Annotated in this window: 10 protein-coding genes; 6 read left to right on the forward strand and 4 right to left on the reverse strand. The window is 49.2% G+C overall.

What is annotated here, in order from left to right:
- Positions 1 to 56 precede the first annotated feature (56 nt).
- From bamA to JW814_10845, 4 genes are all read left to right on the forward strand, one after another.
- Positions 57 to 1994, forward strand: a complete 1938-nt coding sequence (gene bamA, locus JW814_10830) for an outer membrane protein assembly factor BamA (GenBank protein ID MBN2071941.1) — start codon at positions 57 to 59, stop codon at positions 1992 to 1994.
- A 14-nt stretch (positions 1995 to 2008) separates the two neighbouring features.
- On the forward strand, positions 2009 to 5902 hold the full coding sequence (locus tag JW814_10835) for a translocation/assembly module TamB domain-containing protein (protein ID MBN2071942.1): 3894 nt from the start codon (positions 2009 to 2011) through the stop codon (positions 5900 to 5902).
- Between the two features lie 76 nt (positions 5903 to 5978).
- A complete protein-coding gene (locus JW814_10840; protein ID MBN2071943.1) occupies positions 5979 to 9230 on the forward strand; it encodes a PD40 domain-containing protein in 3252 nt (1083 codons plus the stop codon).
- A gap of 116 nt (positions 9231 to 9346) precedes the next feature.
- A complete protein-coding gene (locus tag JW814_10845; GenBank protein ID MBN2071944.1) occupies positions 9347 to 11506 on the forward strand; it encodes a UvrD-helicase domain-containing protein in 2160 nt (719 codons plus the stop codon).
- 84 nt (positions 11507 to 11590) lie between these two features.
- Here JW814_10845 and JW814_10850 read toward each other — a convergent pair whose 3' ends face one another.
- From JW814_10850 to JW814_10865, 4 genes are all read right to left on the reverse strand, one after another.
- Positions 11591 to 13615 carry a glycosyltransferase family 39 protein gene (locus JW814_10850; protein MBN2071945.1) on the reverse strand — a complete coding sequence of 675 codons (2025 nt, stop codon included), beginning with the start codon at positions 13613 to 13615 and terminating at the stop codon, positions 11591 to 11593.
- A gap of 13 nt (positions 13616 to 13628) precedes the next feature.
- Positions 13629 to 14663: a PD40 domain-containing protein gene (locus JW814_10855; protein ID MBN2071946.1), complete on the reverse strand. Its 1035-nt coding sequence runs from the start codon at positions 14661 to 14663 to the stop codon at positions 13629 to 13631.
- A gap of 108 nt (positions 14664 to 14771) precedes the next feature.
- Positions 14772 to 15293: a LemA family protein gene (locus tag JW814_10860; GenBank protein MBN2071947.1), complete on the reverse strand. Its 522-nt coding sequence runs from the start codon at positions 15291 to 15293 to the stop codon at positions 14772 to 14774.
- Between the two features lie 63 nt (positions 15294 to 15356).
- Complete coding sequence (locus tag JW814_10865; protein ID MBN2071948.1) at positions 15357 to 17318, reverse strand: DUF2207 domain-containing protein; 1962 nt, start codon at positions 17316 to 17318, stop codon at positions 15357 to 15359.
- A gap of 205 nt (positions 17319 to 17523) precedes the next feature.
- Here JW814_10865 and gatC point away from each other — a divergent pair, with 205 nt between their 5' ends.
- Both gatC and gatA read left to right on the forward strand, forming a co-directional pair.
- Entirely contained in the window at positions 17524 to 17817 is a 294-nt protein-coding gene (gatC, locus tag JW814_10870) for an Asp-tRNA(Asn)/Glu-tRNA(Gln) amidotransferase subunit GatC (protein ID MBN2071949.1), read from the forward strand.
- Between the two features lie 21 nt (positions 17818 to 17838).
- Positions 17839 to 19299: an Asp-tRNA(Asn)/Glu-tRNA(Gln) amidotransferase subunit GatA gene (gatA, locus tag JW814_10875; GenBank protein MBN2071950.1), complete on the forward strand. Its 1461-nt coding sequence runs from the start codon at positions 17839 to 17841 to the stop codon at positions 19297 to 19299.
- Positions 19300 to 19310: the final 11 nt, after the last annotated feature.

Below are 19310 nucleotides of genomic sequence, written 5' to 3' on the forward strand. Positions count from 1 at the left end.
GATCCAGAGTAAGACATCATATCGCCACGTGAAGAACTTAAATATAAAATATGAAGTTGTCAATTAATATGGTGGCGAGGACAATCAATCAGAATTCTGGAAGAATCGTCATTATACTTTTTCTTGTAATGCTGATCGCCGGATATTCCTCCGATCTGTTATCAGATGATTTCGGTCTCGATCTCCCTTACGTCAAAAGGATCGTCATACTTGGCAACGTGACTTTTGACGACGGTATTCTCAAAAAGAGGATGAGGACCAGGGAAGCACGTTATTATAATATCTTCAACAAGCCACGTTTCAGAAGGGATTTCATCCGAAGGGACCTTGAAAGCCTGAAGACTTTCTATAGACTTAACGGATTTTTCGAAGTCACCGTTAATCTCGAGTCCATAGACAGGGATAAAAAGGGGAATCACGTCACATTACGTATCTTGGTGAATGAAGGTCCGCAATCGATTGTACGCAGTCTGCATTTTTCCGATCAGGATGCAGTCGCTCCGGAAACGCTGATAAAAGGCCTCAGACTTACAAAAGGTATGCCTTATAACCCGAACCTGGTGGAGACGGACAGGTACACCCTTTTCAGCCATTTTTTCAGAAAGGGATATCTTGGCGCGATGGTCGCCTGCAATACGAGGGTAGATTCAACGGATATTGATATATCGTGGGAAATTGCTCCAGGATCCCCGGTCAGAGTGGAGAAGATAGACATAAGCGGAAACCAGAAGGTCCGGGATGAGCTGATCCGAAGGGAATTAAAGATAGGATCGGGACAGTATTTTCAGCTCCGGAAAATAATCGAAAGCAAACAGAACCTTTATGATACGGGATGTTTCAGCTCGGTGGAGATAGAACCCAAAGCGTTGGATGTTGATAGCGGAAAAGTCGATCTTCAGTTACAGGTCAGGGAAAGGAAGATGGGATATCTCGAATCGGGTCTCGGTGTCGGAAATGTTCACGCTAACAGGGTCTTTGCCGAATGGGGGCAGAGGAATCTTCTGGGACGGGGATACGCGCTGGATATCAAAACGGCTTTTGCTTTCAGGATCTTCGAGGATAACAAGTATGCATTATCGGACGTCAAGTTTGAGAATAAATATCAACGGCACGAAGGCGAACTTAGATTCCCGCACATCCTGTCGACATGGAACACTTTTTCAGTGGGATCTTTTTACGAACGCGACGCCACAGTGGAACCGGTTATTGTCGAAGCGATCAGTTTTAACGGTACCGTATCGCGCAGGATCTCAAGGCAGACTTCACTTCTTCTTGGATATGTCTATGAAAAAATAAGAAGGCAGGATGCTATCGATGAAAAGGAAAGGTCACTTCGAAGGTCACTCGATTTTACTTACCACAGAGATACGAGGGATTTCTATTTTAATCCGCGGCGGGGAAGATACATCGCGCTTGAGGCGAGATACGCCGGTGGGATCCTCGGGGGAGACGATCATTACTATTCCATAGTACCGTCATTTCAGGATTATCGCCGCCTGTCAGAAGAGACGGTCCTTGCGTACAGGGTAAGGGCCGGTTACGCAAAAGCTTTTGGAGATAGCCGGGATACCGGGTTGCCGATCGAAAGCAGGTTTTTCCTCGGAGGAGGTAACTCTGTCAGGGGTTACCGCGAAAACACACTGGGACCTCTTAACAGCACGGGAACAGCCAGGGGAGGCAACATCATGCTTCTGGCGAATATTGAGATGAGGTTTCCACTGCCAGTGATCTCAAAATATAACTTCGGAGGAGCATTCTTCCTGGATGGCGGAAATGTCTGGGACTCCGTTTCCGATATAAAATTTGAAGAATTTGTTTTCATGAAGGAAAGATCCGATATATCGACCGCGGATTTCAGGTACAGTGCCGGTTTTGGATTGAGGTACTACACTCCGGTAGGACCTATCAGAATAGACGCGGGATTTCCGATAACCCGGCCCGTAGACATCGATTACGATTACTGGATCCACATCAGCCTCGGACAGATCTTTTAACGGAGCCAAGGGATTTGGTTAAAAAAATATTAAAATCAAGGATCACGTCATTCGTTTCGCTGATAATAAGCCTTCTGCTGACAATGACGATTGTCGCCGGGATCATCTTTCATACTGATTTCTTCGCGAAGAGAACGTCAACGATGTTTTCCCGGTATCTTTTCAGAGGGACCGGGTACACGCTGGAATTCAGGGCGATCTCCGGAAATCCGCTGGAGAGGATAAAAATCGAAGATCTTCGTATCAGGTACAGGAGCAGTGAGTACGCCTTTGACCTTCTGCGTGTCGAAGAGATCTTCCTTAGCTATGATCTCGCGTCGCTATTCTCAACCGAGCCGTCGATAAACGAAATTATTTTCAATAGACCTCATGCGTGGATCAAGCCTGATTCCACGGGGGAGAATATACTGCCATTTAATGGGACTTCCACGGGTCGGTCAGGCCAGGTGAGATTCAGGGTGGAAAAATTCGATATCAATAACGGACAGTTAATATACCAGGGGAATCAGAGAGCCGACGCGTTGAAGAATCTGAATCTGGAAGGTGCCGTACGTTCCGGGGAAAAAGGGATAATAGCCGATATCGGCTCGGGGAGTGCCGAGGATATAAGGCGAAAACTTCATATCAGGAATATAAGTGGCAATATAAGAAAGAACTCGGGAAGTCGATCTCCTGTAGACCGGATCGAAGTCAGTGACCTGTTCCTTGAACTGGATGAATCGTCGTTGCTGATCAACGGGACATTCGATCCCGATTCAACAAGGTTCGGGCTGAATATCGCCGCTGAACCATTTGATGTCGAGGAGATATCAAGGCTTGTAGGTATAGAATCGGGACAGTTTGGAGAACTGCAGGGAGTCCTCGCGGTAGAGGGTACGACGGGAGATCTCAAGATACGCGGTATGTTGAACGGTATATTGTCAGGATTCGCGCTTGATGGGTTCAAACTCGACCTCCGGTACGACACAAGAGCGGTTATGCTGAACAGTGGAGAAGGAAGATTAAATGGCGCCCTTGTGAATGGTAGCGGTGTTATGCCGGTCAGTGGTGAGCGGATCATCAAACTTGATCTCGACGTCAATGATCTTGACCTCTCTGCCGGTTTCATAAGAAATAATTCGATTCCCGACACAAGGTTCAACGGTATGTTGATATTGAGATATGATGTCGATTCGAAAGAATTGTATTTCACGATGGACCTGAAGGAAGGGCATCTCAGAAAAATACCATTCAGCACAATGACTGCTTCGGGCTCATACAGGGCTGATACTCTCTTTATGGACCAGATGACAATGGCATATCCGACTCATGATATTTCGACTACAGGTACGATATCCAGGGATGGTGGGATAAGGCTGTTCATCGATACCGAATGCGCTAAAGATGACACTTTGTTTTCATATTTCAATATAGACGAATATCGGGCGAATCTTAAGTTCAACGGAATATGGGAAGGCAGTTTTGCCCGATGGGACCTCAGGGCCAGCGGATGTTGCACGGACATATTCTACAAAGGAGCGTACGTTCCTTCCGGAGATATTAAATTTGCTTTAAGCAGGGACGAATCATTTCGTTTCCTTTTTGAGATGCGGGGGGATAGCTGCGATATTGCGCCGTTGTCGTTTTCAGGGATAGACCTGTCCCTGGAATACAATGACAACATAACAAGTATCAAGAGACTGTACCTGCAGAGGCCGGGCCTGGTCGCCGACATGCGTGGAGATCTGATAAAAAACGAAGATATAACCGAGATAGTATTCAATGAAGTCTCAATAGATGCCCTCGAGGAACGCTGGTTGAGCAATGGAAAATTCAGCGTCAACATAAGTGAATCAAGGATCGAGTTCGATGACCTGCAGCTTCATTCCAGGCTCGGGGCTCTCTATATGGGGTGTGTCGTGGGAAGAGAAGACCGGAGGATCAACGGGAACTTTACTTTCGACAGGCTTGGGCTGTCACTTTTTAACGCGGCTGGACTGATCAATAAGCCGGTAACGGGGAAGGGAGCGGGAGTGATAAATTGCCGAGGAACGATCGACCAGCCCGGTTTTGACCTCGATATGGTTCTTGAGCAGATGATCTATGACAGCCTTTCCGTGGATTCTCTGAAACTTGTCGCGAACTATTCGGACCGGATATTCGAGATCGATACTTTGTATATCGATTCTCCTGAAGGCATCCTTGAGATGAAAGGCACAGTCTCGGGAACTGATCCAAGAGAACTTTTAAAAGGGAGGGAAAAGGCGCTGCGCGGAGCCGTTGCCGATTTAGACGCCGTATGCGAGGATCTTTCACTCGTACCGCTTTTTTCACTTTCGGAAAAATCACCTTTTTCAGGTGGTGATTTTACGGGAATAATATCGGTCAGGGATTCACTGACCCATCCCCTTCTTGGAGTCGAGGGAAAGATCTCAGGGCTTTCAACCGATCGGTACAGGATCCCGATGATCGACATTTCAGCCGATATAGACAGACAGTCGCTCAAGCTCGATGGGATAATGGAATTATCACAAGGACAGAGAGGGAGATTCAACGGAAATATCAATCTGAATCACGAGAAATGGTTCTATTCGATAGACCAGCATGAACCGATATCGGTCGGATTGAGTATTCCCGACGGGGAGTTGTCCAGCATCACAGGCATGACCGATATAATCGCCGAGGCCGAAGGAAGGTTTTCAGCCGAATTCACCGTAACCGGTACTGCTTCAGAACCCAAGCTGCGGGGAAGACTGGATCTTGACCAGGCAGGTTTCAGGCTGGGAGGGATGGAGGAAAGATACAGGGGGATCAGGGCTGTAATAACCCTGGACGATACGCTGGTCACGATCAGGGAACTGCACGGGAAGGAAGGTAAGAACGGCAATTTCAATTGCGTGGGCAGCGTATCGCTCAAGGGATGGAGGCCAGAAAGGTATGACATAGATATAGAAGTCGACAAGATTCTCATAGCGAGCATTCCCGATGTAATGGCGATAGTAAGTGGAAACCTTGCAGTCGGAACTACTGAAAGCGGTGGAAAGAAGATTCCCGTAGTCACGGGCGACCTGAGTGTCAACAGGGCTGAGGTGTATATAGATTTCGGCGATTTCGCCTCTGTGCAGAAAAGTGGATCGCTTGAGCCGCCGGGATGGATGGCGGAGGTCGACCTGGAAGTGAAGGGAAATACGTGGCTGAAGACACCGGACGCCAACGTCGAGATGGAAGGTGCTGTCACTCTGCATCATGATCAGAAGGGGTCATACGTGCGCGGTTCCCTTAATCTTATAAGGGGCTGGTATAATGTCTATAATAACAAGTTCCGGGTATCTTCGGGGAAACTGGAATTCGTGCACGCCGACAGTTTCAGGCCTGTCATAGACGTTCAAGCCGAGACGAACGATCCCGAAGGCAGAAAGATCTATCTTACCCTTTCCTGGCACCAGGACGATATCGAACCGAGGCTTTCCCTGTATCACGAGGACGCTGGATACAGCGAGACTGATATCTGGAAAATGCTCGGAGGAGGAGTCATCGGAACGTCGGAAGGGGCGGGTGCGAGCTGGGATGCCATGAATACAGCCCAGAACCTGGCGGCCAACTACATAGAACGGATGTTAAACTCCCAGATGCAGGGAGTATTAATAGAAGTCGAGACGAGTGGAGGAGCAAGCAGCGCTACAGAAGGGTTCGAGCCGGAAGAGACGATTGTGGCGATCGGCAAGTATCTCTCGGAAGGCCTTTATGTCAAATATAAACAAGGGTTGTCTATCTCAACGGCGCGTCATTTCGAGGTAGAATACAGGTTGAGCCGGCTCTTCCTGATCCGTTCCGAAGTCATAATGTATTCCGAGAAAGTACTTCAGGGCAGAAGCAAAAGAAACAGCGATGAGATCAACGTGGATTTCAAGGTCCGCTGGGAATTCTGAGAGAAATGCCTTGAAATCAACGGAATGGAACGACATCTTTCAAGTGAAGCAGAGATTGAAGATTCGGAGGAGGAAGATGAAGAAAACTGCCGGAATAGTGTTATTTTTTCTGGCCCTTGATCTTTTCCTTTTACACCTGCCCCTTTCCAGTGTCAGCGCCCAGGCATGGTGGTTCGGAAAGAACAAGGTACAGTACAAGGATTTCGAATGGCAGATTCTCAAGACTCCTCATTTTGATATCCATTTCAACCAGGGGTACCGCGATCTCGCCGGCAGGACTGGCGTCGTCCTTGAATACGGTTACGGCAAGCTCTCCGTGGACCTGAGGCATCACATATCATGGCGTATACCGGTGATCCTTTACGGCAGCCATTCGGATTTTCAACAGACCAACACGACCTGGCAGCTGCTTCCCGAGGGCGTACAGGCTTTCGCCGAACCGAGCAGAAGGAGGGTCGTCCTTCATTTCAACGGTTCAAACGTCGATTTCAGTCACACCGCGATACATGAACTTGTCCATATTTTTCAATTCGACATTATATACGGAAGCCTTCTCAGATCAGTGTTTTCAAGGAATATGCTTTTTAATATTCCTCTCTGGTTTGCGGAGGGTACTGCGGAATATTTCTCTGCCGGAGGAGTCGACGATGAATGCAGGATGTTCATGCGCGACGGTACGATCTTCGATTATCTTCCTTACGATCTGAATTATGCCGGTGGATACATGAATTACAAGGCCGGACAGTCAGCAATATCCTATATCGCCGAGACTTATGGTAAGGAAAAGGTCATTGAACTGATGGATCAACTTCGGTTCAACAGGTCGATGGAGATGTCCCTTCATCGTACTATAGGTATCTCGACAGAGGAGCTTACGAAGAATTGGAAAAACAATCTCAGGCGGGAATACTGGCCCGAGTACGCCGATAAGATGGAGGCGGAATCAATCGCCAGAAAAGTCACCGATCATCTTAAGAAGCATAACTATATAAACTCAAAACCCGTATTTTCGCCTGATGGAGAGTATATCGCCTATTATTCTGACAGGAGCGGTCTTGAAGGTATCTATATAATGGATTCAGTCACAGGCAAGAAGAAGAAAAAACTTCTTGTCGGGTCGACATCGAGTCAGTTCGAATACATAAGGACGAGACTTTCAAGCCTGACGTGGAATCCTGAATCGTCGGAGATTGCTTTTGTCGCCAAGTCGGATGGAAGGGACAGGTTGTTTCGGATGGGTGTCCCGGGGGGAAATATCATCGAGGAGATAGACCTTCCACTCGATTTCTTTTTCAACCCGGTATGGTCGCCGGACGGAGAAAAGATCATTGTCGTGGGCACGCTCAGGGGGCAGACAGATCTCTTTTTTTATGACCTTGGAATGAAGAAACTTTTCCAGGTCACCGATGATACATGTGATGAAAAATATCCCGCCTGGTTCCCCGACGGAAAGAGGATCGTATATACACGTTATCCCGAACCCGTCAAGCAGCCTGTCTTCACGACTGACAGCACCGGAGTGGACAGGATTGAGAACCTCGACTATGCTGACATGAGTAACGTTCTTTCCGTCAAGGGTGATATCTGGATGATAGATATCCTGAGCGGAGAGAAAAGGCTCGTTATCTCCACTCCAGGCAACGACGAATCGCCACAGATACTATCCAATGGCCTGGAACTGTTATTTGTCTCGGATGAATCAGGGATAAGCAATCTTTACCGTGGAAGCTTCGAAATCGGAAGCTACCACCGTTTTACCGACATACTCGGAGGCCTGTTCAATCCTTCCGTCTCAAACGTCAAGGACCGTCTGGTCTTCTCCGCTTTTAACGCCGCCGGGTATGATCTTTTCATAATGGATAATTTCGAGGAAAAGTCGAGGGTGTCATATTCGACGGGTGGGCCCCTGTTGGCCGGGATCAAGGAGGAAAAATGGCCTTCGTTCGGAGTGCTTCCGGAGATCGATCCCTATGGAGGTTCCGGGTTGGAAGGTCCTGACCCTGAGGTTGAGCGGATCACTGTGGAAGAAAAGATGCCAGGGTCGCCCGACGGGAAGGAAGATCAATCGGTCGATACAAGTTCCGGTGCTGGAACCCCCCAGGGAGGAAGGTTTCCCGGCAGGAGATGGGAAAACGGAGCCGAAGTACCTGACGTGGTTATCAACGAAGATTCAAAAGAGAGGATCGATCCAGATTCGCTCGAGGCCCTGCGCGAATCTTTCAGAAAACGTGTGGGCACAGTTGAAAAGTACAGAATCAAATTCTCTCCCGACTACATAGGAAACGGAATGGGGGTCTATTTCGCGACCGGACTCGGGTTCGGACTGTCCAACCAGATCGCGTTCAGCGACCTTCTGGGTGACCATCACCTCTTTCTGGCGTTCAGCCTCTATGGATCGGTAGAAGACAGCGATATGATGCTGTCATATTACTATGTCAAGAAGAGGATCGATTATTCGCTCGGTATCTTTCAGTTCAAGAACTACCTCAATTCCAGGTTCTCCTCCGTGGGGGAGACATTTCTGGACTACAGATATTTTACCGAGAGGAACTACGGCCTTTTTGGTAATGCTTCTTTTCCCTTTTCTACTTTTACAAGGGCGGAGATGGAACTCCAGGCGTACATGAGTGAGAGGGAGTTTCTTATACTCGATGATGGATCGTATTACGGGTATACCGTTTATGACAGCGATGTATCGGTAAAGAGGATGTTGCAACCATCTTTTTCCATAGTTCATGACTCGGCTTACTACGGGTCTTTCGGACCAGTGATAGGGTCCAGATGGATGCTCAGTTTTTCAAGGGCCCTGTCGTTCAGTGGACGCGACATATCGAGGACGACGGCGTTTCTCGATTATCGCAGGTACAGACCTCTCTTCTACAGGAACTACCTTGCCTTCAGGACAGTGGCAAGCAGCAGCAACGGGGAAGATAGGCGGTATTTCTTCCTCGGAGGCCCGACGACGATGCGAGGATACGATTACCTGCAGTTCCAGGGTTCAAGGATGATGCTTTTCAACCTCGAGTACAGGTATCCACTCGTTGACGCGATAATATTCGGATGGCCGGGCAGATGGGCCTTGACGAATATCGGAGGGACGTTGTTTTTTGATACGGGATCTGTTTGGGGTGATGGAAGATATATCGAGAAGCTGCCCGCCGCAATAGACCCGGTGATGATAAACGATCTGGAGTTTTACAGTGATTTCGGGGTTGGATTCTATATGAGGATGGGTTTTCTCATATTTAATTTTCAGCTTGCCTGGCCGACTGATTTTTCAAATACCGGTGAACCGGTGTTCCATTTTTATCTGGGTCCGCAATTCTGATAATCCCGTATTTACCACATGGATCAGTAATGGTATTATATCCGGCACGGTATTTCGCGACTGCCGGTGAGCCGGACGATAGGTTTGCGGGTGAACAGCAAAAGGAAAAGCGCTTCATGATGAAATTCGATCTTAATCCGCGGCAGAAGGAAGCAGTGCTATCCACTGATGGATACTATCTTATTCTCGCCGGCGCGGGAAGCGGGAAAACAAGGGTCCTGACTGAAAGGATCGCCTACCTGATAAGAGAAAAAAATGTATCTCCGGAAAGGATCCTCGCCTTCACCTTCACTAATAAAGCGGCCGGAGAGATGCGAGCCCGCGTTGAAAGATCCCTTTCGCAAAGAAAAATTCCTTTCTGGGTCTCCACGTTCCATTCTACGGGGCTGAAAATATTACGGAAAGAGGCGAACAGGATCGGGTTCAGGAACAATTTCGCGATATATGACGAGGATGATTCGATCAGGTTGATCAAGGATATCATCAGGAAGAAAAACTGGAATCTCGATGAATATCCGCCTTCGATCGTCCGGAACAGGATCTCCGCGTGGAAGAACAGTCTTGTCACTCCCGACGAAGCGGTCGAGACAGCCATCGACGGTATTGAAGAGCTTCAGGCAAAGGTCTATCTTGCCTATGACATCGAACTGAAGAGATCCAATTCCTTTGATTTTGACGATCTGATAACCAGGGTCGTCGAACTCTTTACCGCCCATCCAAAGATAAGGGAAAGGTATGCCAGGCAATTCAAGTACGTCCTCGTTGACGAGTTCCAGGATACCAACACGATCCAGATGATGATGATCGATATGCTCGCGTCGAAGAACAGGAACCTGTTTGTCGTCGGAGACGACGATCAGGCTATCTATGGATGGCGGGGGGCGACGATCGAGAATATACTCCAGTTCGACAGGCTGTATGAAGGGACCGTAACGATCCGCCTCGAGGAGAATTATCGCTCTACAAACAATATTCTGTCCGCTTCCAACGCTGTCATATCGAATAATCTCGATCGCAAAGGGAAGAAGCTCTGGTCAAAAAAGGGTGATGGTGAAAAAGTACGGACAGTCTACGCGTCTGATGACAGGGGAGAGGCCCTCGCGGTAAGGGAAGCCGTGATGAGATTGATAAGGAACGGATACAGGAGGGATGAGATAGCAGTCCTCTACAGGACTCACGCCCAGTCAAGGGCGCTCGAAACGGCAATGATAAGGGGAGGGCTCCCATACCAGATAATCGGAGGAGTTAGGTTCTATGAGAGAAAAGAAATAAAAGACCTTCTCGGGTATCTGAAACTGGTCAACAATCCTGATGACAACCTTAATTTCAAGCGAGTGATAAATGTCCCGAAGAGAGGTATTGGAAACGTTACGATAGAAAGGATAGAGGAAGAAGCGGGGGACGGGAGTCTTCTGCCGGCAATCATATCGGGTGAGATACTCGACAGGTTTTCCTCATCCCAGAGGAAGCGTATAGAAGAATTTTCAAAACTGATTTCAGTAATGCGATTAAGGGCCAAAAACGACACGGCTTATGAAATACTGTCATATCTAATAGAAACAATTGGATACAGAGAATACTTAAAGGAAGATATCAAGACTGCGCAGGTGAGGCTGGAGAATGTAGAGGAATTGCTCAACGAGACGAAGAGATTCGCCGCTGTCTCGGATGACCCCTCGCTACCCGCATTTCTCGAGGAGATAGCTCTGATAAGCAATGTCGATTCGATGAGAGATGAAGACAAAATCGCTCTTATGACCCTTCACAATTCGAAAGGCCTCGAATACAGATCAGTGATGATCACGGGGCTCGAGGAAGGCCTGTTACCGCATTTCTCGTCTTTTGATGACGAGAGGGAGATGGAAGAGGAAAGAAGGCTTTTTTACGTCGGAATGACAAGGGCGAAAGAGGAATTATATCTTTTCTGCGCGGCAAGCAGGATGCAATTCGGCAACTGGAACGACAACCGACCTTCCAGGTTTCTCGAAGAGATCCCTGAAAAGTATAAGGAGATAACCGGCGTAAACCGGCAGATCGAAGGAGGGGGCGATATTTTCAGGCAGGTAGATCAGATCGAATCGCTGGAACGCGGTGAGGACAGGATAAGCAATGACAGCAGGTTCAGAGTAGGGGTCTCGATCTCTCATCCATCATTCGGCGAAGGGACGATAAAGAAGGTGGAAGGGACGGGGATGGAGATGAGAGTGACCGTTCACTTCACCGGATTCGGGCAGAAGAAATTCCTGGCTCATTACGCGCCATTCAGGTTCAATTAAAAGAAGAATAAGGCGAGAGACCGGGATATGATGATCACTCCGCGCTCTTTTTCCGAAGATGATGCCTCACAGCTCCACGGTCGTTTAAAACCGTCTGTCTGGCCGGATTCTTTCCCTCAGCCGTCTGAATGAATCTTTCGATCTTTGATCAGGCGCGGCTGTTTCCGCTTCTTCCAGCAGCTCGACGGCTTTTTCAGGACTATGTGTTGCCAACAGGCACCGGGTCATTCCAAGGATAAGAGAATTGTAACTCGAACTCCTCACTACGGGGAAATTGAAAGCGAGTTGATACGAGGCGATAGCCTGCCTGTAATAACCGAACGCTTCATAGTTAAGACCGAGATCGAGATAGAAAAGCTCCTCGCTTCCCGTTGCCAGGTCACCGGAAAGACTGAGTAAAGAAGGGAACTCGATCTCTTTCCTGCGCGAGAATTCCCGATGGTGGCGAGTGCTCCTGAATATCGTCAGAACGGGGCCGCTGGAAGCATCTTCCGCGCTTTTAAATACGATATCATAGTCTCTGGCCAGAGCAACGTAAAAAGCGTTCTGCTTTGAATATCTGGCCGGATCTTTCATATACCTCGAACAGACAGAACTGCTTGTGATTATTATATCGGCCATCCTGTAGAGAGAAAGGTCATAAAAACTCTCAGAACGTTCCGACACGGACTGGAACATCGGTATCGGAAGCAGAGCGTAATCGACGCGGCCGCCGATCCTTTCGAGGATCATCTTTCTGACCTTTTCCGGCTGGGCCGCGATCACCTGCGGTTTTATAAACTCCGGGCCGTAAGCTTCAGTCACAATAAACGAACCACTGGGAATATTCTCTCTGATCCATTCTTTCGCGATCGTTCGGTTATCCGGCCGGTATTTCTGAATATGCTCCGGACAGGAAGCGGCTATCGGAAAGGCGATCAGGAAAGAGAGGACAGACAGGGTGGAAAATCTGATCAACCGGGACAGTCTGGCCGTGAATATATACCGGTATGTCCCGGCGATCGCTGCCGAGGCAAAGATCAGCAGCAGCGGCAGGACGGGAAGGAGATATCTGTCCGCTTTCATCGACCAGGAGGATATTACCAGTAAATAAGGCAACGCGAATGAGGCGAATATTATCGAATTTTTATCGCGAATCCTGACCGCAAAGTAAAAGATGGCCGAGATCGAAAGAAAGAGAAGCGGCCATCCGGGCAACAGGCCGGGTAGCGAGCCGGCGTAGAATCTCAGCGATGACGTACTTTCGAGGCCAAAATGTCCGGATTGCATATGCTGACGCTCAAGGGAGATATCCTTCCAGAACTCCGGCCAGTCGAGGACGGTATATGGAGAGGTGATTATGAAGACGGCGATGGCTGTTGCCGACACGAGAAGGAGGGACCTGATGATGGAAGAGACGCTTTGATGTTTTGATCCTATCGCGGCGCGATCTTCACTCTTGTCAAAAAAAGCCGCGGCATGGACTGCCAGGAGCGGAATAAAAAGAAGCGCCGCCGTGTATTTCGTCGATATCGCCAGACCGGTAAATATCCCCGTGATTATCCTGACGCGGAAGCTGTCGCTTTTCAACAGTCTCGTCATCAGGATCAGGGACGCCGTGATGAAGAAGGTCAGTGGAATGTCTACTTCGATCAGCTGTGATTTGGAGATATGGAATGTGTTGAGTGCGAGAAGGATCGCTGAAATGATCCCGGCCGTTCTGCCGGCGAGTATCCGGCCGGCATGGAAGACCGCCGCTATCGTGGCGACACCGAACAGTGCTCCCACCGCGCGACCGGCATAGTAAAAGAGAGTCTTGTCGATTATATAGGCTGCCTGGAAATGGGCGGTTGATGAGATGATACCGGAGATCTTCATTGACAGAAAGAGTATCCCCTGGACCGCGAAATGGAGGTAGATCATAAGACCGGGATAATTAAAGAAATGTGGATTGAGATCAGGCGTCCTTCCGGTTCCCCAGCCCCACATCTCCCACGCTTTGATCAGCGGCGTCGCTTCCTCATATATCTCGGGCAGGGCCCAGCCCAGCCCCAGGAATCTAAAGACTGTTCCGGAGATCAGGACTATAAAAAGGACAGGGATATTCTTTTCAAGAAATAAGCGTTTCATATTATCCGCACGCTCACGGCCTGAGATCCTCTATAAACGAAGCGTCTATCCAGTATATCCCCGCGGATCCGCCGCCCGGTTCACTTGACATCCTTATCATAAGGTCGCGCGTCATGCCCCCATCGGGATGTTCGAATTCCTTTTTCATCCTTGCCGACATAAAAAATAAATATTTTCCATCGGGGGATATATACGCGGAATGTTCACGCCCTCCTGGCGTGTTGACCTTCGCGCCCATATTGACAAGGTCGGACCATGTGTCATCGGGATCGCGGAAACTTATGAAATAATCATCCCCGCCGAGTCCGTCTTCTCTGCCCGCGACCGGGACGATAATGAAATCCTCATCGGGAGATATGAAAGCGTTATACTGAGCCGAAGTGGAATTGACGTTTTCCGGGAGCTTCTCCGCTTCGGTATATTTTCCATCAATGAGCCGTGATCTGAAGATGTAGCTCGACCTGCCCTCGTTACGCGTAAAATAGAGCGTACCATCCCTTGTAATCGATGGAAAGAATTCAGCCGCTTCAGTCGTGATCGGAGGCCCGGGCGTGTAAGGTTCGCTCCACGAATCGCCGATCCTGTCCATCATCCATATATTCTGGCTTCCCGCGGCGATCCCGTTCGCCGAGTCAGGTCTGGTGGACAGAAACATGAATCTGCTTCCGTCGGGAGAGATGGCAGGTTCAGCGTCCATATAATCGGGATTTCCCGAGAAAGAGGCGACTTCCGGTTTTGTCCAGACTCCGTTGATATTCTTCGTACAGAGGATCTGGGTTATCCTGTAGAACCCGACAATAGCGGTGAAATATATCTCTTTTCCGTCCGGAGTCATGGCGATATCCCTCGTGAAGAGCCCTGTCGTCACAAGCCCCGGCGCGAACAGTTCAGGTTCGAGTCCGGGCGTGTCCTGTCCGAGATACTCGCCCGTAAGAACGGGAAACGTCTGGTCTCCGGACGAACGAGGACCGTCAGAGCAACCAGAAAGCATTATAAAAATGACCGGTACGACAGTGAGGGTCGATTTCAGTATCGAGGAAAGACGCATCAGACATACCTCCGCTAAAAAGAGATGACAGCCAACGGGCAGGCGGGCATGAGAATTATACATCAGGCCAGGCGACCGGGCAACAGTGATCTTGAAAGGCCGCCGGGATCAGCTGTCCAGGAACTCGAAATACTCGAGCTCCCTGAAATGGAATAACCGCGCGAGGATAAGATCAGGAAAACTGCTGATCAGCGTATTGTACCGCATCACTATATCGTTGTAGATCTGCCTGGAGAACCTTATTTTTTCCTCCGTCTCCTTCAGTTCATCCTGTAGCCTGATAAAATTACCACTGGCTTTGAGTGATGGATACTGTTCCTTCAGGGCGATGAGTGATTTCAATGACTTCGACAGATTATTTTCCTTTCCAGTCCTCTCTTTCTGCCTGGCGGCGACAGCTTCAGAACGGCTTTTCGTGACTTCATCGAAGACTCTGGCTTCGTGAGCGGCGTATCCCTTCACGATCTCGACGATATCAGGGATCAGCTGATGCCTGCGTTTAAGCTGTATATCGATCTGGGATGCGGCGTTTGAGCACCTGTTTCTGTATTTTACAAACCGGTTAAAGACTATCGCTATCCATACGAAAAGGGACGCGGCGGCAATCGAATAAATATAGATCCGGGTCATAACAGTTCACTTCCTGACTTTATCGATCAGCTTGCTGTATCCTCGAGCAATATCTCACGAATATCAGCCCGCTCCGCAACCGCCGCCACCGCCGCCGCCGCCACCACCACCGCTGAATCCGCCGCCGCTGCTGCTTGAACTCGATAGGGCTGATGAGAGGTTCTGCATGTTGGACATCGACGCGCTGAGCGATTCGAATGCCGCCATCGAGTCCAGTTGGCCCGTTCCCGCGCCATGAGCGGCATAGGGATGAAACCATACCGCGGCGGGAACTGTCGTCCCGAATTCACTGGCGACAAGTTTAAGGTTCCCCAGAAGCTTGTCGGCGACACCGAGGGCCGCGGCGTAGACAAGATAATCTTCCCACATGGCAAGAAGGGAAGGGCCGGCTTCTTTCATCGCCGAGAAATCGGTGATGAATTTCTTGAAGGCGTTCCATTTATTGTACATTATCGCCGCTTCGATCGATCTTCGGGCAAGAGGGATCGAAAGAAGCGCGCCTGTCAGGAATATAAAAGGACCGGCGATCACGAAGACAGGATTTCTGTCGCCAAGGAAAAAGGCGGCGGCGAAGATGATTCCACATAAAAGGGAGAATCCGACCCATCCGTTCCTTGCCTTTTCACTTCTTTCGTCGTCGAGTCTGTGGTTGTCCCTTTCAAAATCCTTTCTCAGATCTTTGGTCCTGTCTTTTATAAAGGCGAAATATTTCGTTCTCGAACCTTTTTTTTCTGCCGCCCATTTTTCAATTTCTTTGCTCGTAACAGTAGTGCCGTCTCCAGCGGAATTGAATACCACATCGAGAACGTCTTTTTCAAAATCGATAAGGGGACGTTCGCCGGAAGAAAGGCCGGGATCATCTCCCTTAAGAAGACTTTTGCCTTTGTCAGTAAGGGTATAGACGAGGTGCCGGCTTGTGAAAAGCAGGACTTTTTTCTCTTCTTCACTTATTTCCATATATCCATATCGCGCCGCCTGGAGAAGAGTAGCGGCGAAACCGTTTGACATCTTTTCTATCGCCGGTCTGCTCTGAGAGAGGATCGCCGGCAGCACGCACGGAGGTATTTTCCCCGGCGGTTCTCTTTCATATTCGTTATCATAATCGATGGCAGGTTCACGGCCGAATCTGATAAAGACCCAGATATATGCCGCGATAAAAAAGATGAAGAATACTCCTATCGTGACAAGGCCGTTCTTTATCGCTTTCATACTGTTTATAGCCTTTTCGATGCGCTTTTCCTCCGCCAGTCTCCACTCCTCGGTCACCCTTCTTTCATCTTCGAGAATCGATTGATAAGTCTCTCCCTGCCTGAGCTGCGCACCGGGGAAAATATCAGGGTCAAGCAGCGCCCTGATCTCGACAAAACTGTCAGCTCCTATCGCGTCCTGGGATATTTCGGCGTTTTCCCACGTATCGGATATCAGGAGTTTGCCCGGCCTTGCCTGGCTGTGAACGAAGACCTTGAACAGGCGCGGACTCTTTTCAGGCGGTATCAACCGGATATTCACCTTTCCGATGTACATATGCCTGTCTCCGATAGCTTTCCAGTAGAACTGGGCTACGTCACGGTAGCGCTGGATCGCGCCGGTGATCCTGTACCTGATACGGAATCGTTTTATCTCGTTCGAAGCAGAATAATACCATTTGATCGTCTCGCTTCTTCCTGAAGAAGAAAGCTCGGAATTGAGTTTCAACCCGTTACTCTCGTCCCATACGCCGAGGAAAACGACCCCATATCTTCCATACTGGCCATAAGTCTCCTTTTCAAGATCGGCCCAGGAGAATGATCCTTTGAAATCAAAAGACCGGATCTCCTCAACGTCGGCGCTTCCATCCGGAAGGAGAGTGAAGGTGATGTCCGTTTCCGGATGATGGAAACTTTTATTTGAAGCCTCGGACGATCCATGGCAGGTGATAAGCGTGATGACGGCGATCAATATCACGATCGGTATCCTTCCGGCAAGTCCGACGGCACCGTCTGGATGATCAGTCAGATAAAACGGAAATCCGGATTTTCGATTCATGATTCCTCCAGGTTTATATGTGTATGCTAAAATCCCTATGCCAGGCGATTATCAAATGCCCTACCGAATATCTATACAATATAAGATAGATAATATTCAAGGAAATGATACTATCGACCTGCGGAGTTGACATGTGGAGGTCAAACTTGATAGCTTCTGGAAGATCGGCAGAAAAAAGAGGAAGTTCTTCAAGATAGAGGTACAAATGAGCCTGTCGGAAAAAGAACTGGAACACCTTCAGGACCTGGCGAGAATAAAACTTGATCCTGAACTGAGGGAGAAATTCCGGTTTCAGCTTGATTCGATAATAAGATTTGTCGACGAACTCGGCAATATCGATCTTTCTCCGCGCGAAGAAGACGGACCTGACGGCATCGATCCGCGCAGCCTTCGAGAGGATATGCCAGGAGAGAGCCTTAAAAGAAAGACGATCCTTGAGGAAGCTCCCGAGAGTGACGGAAAATATTTCAACGTACCGCCCGTTCTCGACACTGAATAGCGACCAGTACGAAAGAACAATATGTCGAATATCACCGATTTAAGTATAAGCGATCTCCAGCGCCTCTGCCGGGACAGGAAAATAGGTCCTGTCGAAGTTGTGAAAGCATATCTCGAAGAGATAGATTCAAAAGAACCTATCGTCAAAGCTTTTCTGGAAGTCTACCACGAATCGTCGATAAAGCGGGCGAGAGAGCTCGAAGTCGCGCGACCGGATAATATGCCTCTCTACGGAGTCCCCATAGCCTTGAAAGATAATATATGCATGAAGGACAGGTTGCTTACCTGCGGTTCGAGGATATTACGGCACTACAGATCTCCCTATAACGCGACGGTCGTAAAGAGGCTGATTGAAGCGGGAGCGGTGATCATTGGTAAAACAAACCTCGATGAATTCGCGATGGGTTCCTCGACGGAAAATTCCGCTTTCCAGGTCACAAAAAACCCATGGAACGAGGAATGCGCGCCGGGTGGATCAAGCGGGGGATCGGCGGCAGCAGTCGCGTCGGGAATGGTTCCGGCAGCCCTTGGGTCGGATACCGGTGGTTCGATAAGACAGCCAGCCGCTTTCTGCGGCATCACGGGATTAAAGGGGACGTACGGGAGGGTCTCAAGATACGGACTGGCAGCTTTTGCAAGTTCGCTCGATCAGATCGGGCCTCTGGCGAGGGATGTAGATGATTGCGCCCTTATAATGGAAGTAATATCGGGCCATGATCCGAAAGACGCCAGTACGATCGGTGGACCTTCTCCGGGGCTTATCCATTCCATCGATCAGGGAATCAAAGGTATGAAGATCGCCATACCAGCCGGGATAGTGAAATGGGAAGTGGAAAAACCGATACTTGATTTCCTCGACGAGGCGGTCCGGATGATGCGGGGAGAAGGCGCTACGATAGATGAGACGGCACTTCCCGGTATGGAAACGTCGATAGCCTGTTATTATATCCTGGCAACCGCGGAAGCTTCTTCCAATCTTGCCCGGTATGACGGCGTAAAGTACGGGATGAGGGTCGAAAGCCAGTCGCTTCAGGAGATGTACGAAAATACGAGGGGAGAAGGCCTCGGTGATGAAGTACAGAGGAGGATATTGCTGGGCACTTATGTACTCTCCTCCGGTTATTACGAAGCTTACTACGGAAAAGCTAAGAGGGTGAAGGAGATGATTCGGGCCAGCTACGGAAAACTATTCGAAAAATATGACCTGATCGTCATGCCGACGACCCCGTCGACGGCTTTCAGGCTGGGCGAGAAAGTCGACGATCCGGTTTCGATGTATCTCTCGGATATATTTACCGCCTGGGTCAATATAGCAGGCCTCCCGGCAGTCTCGATCCCGGCAGGTCTATCTGATGACGGGTTGCCTGTCGGTATCCAGTTGATCGCCCCAACGGGAGAAGAGGTCCAATTAATGAAAGCAGCCAAATCGCTCGAAAGATCATTCCGTTTCCGCCAGAGGTTTCTGCCCCGGTCGTTAGTGTGACGGGAGAAGTA

The sequence above is a fragment of the Candidatus Krumholzibacteriota bacterium genome (genome assembly GCA_016932415.1).
GTDB lineage: Bacteria > Krumholzibacteriota > Krumholzibacteriia > Krumholzibacteriales > Krumholzibacteriaceae > Krumholzibacterium.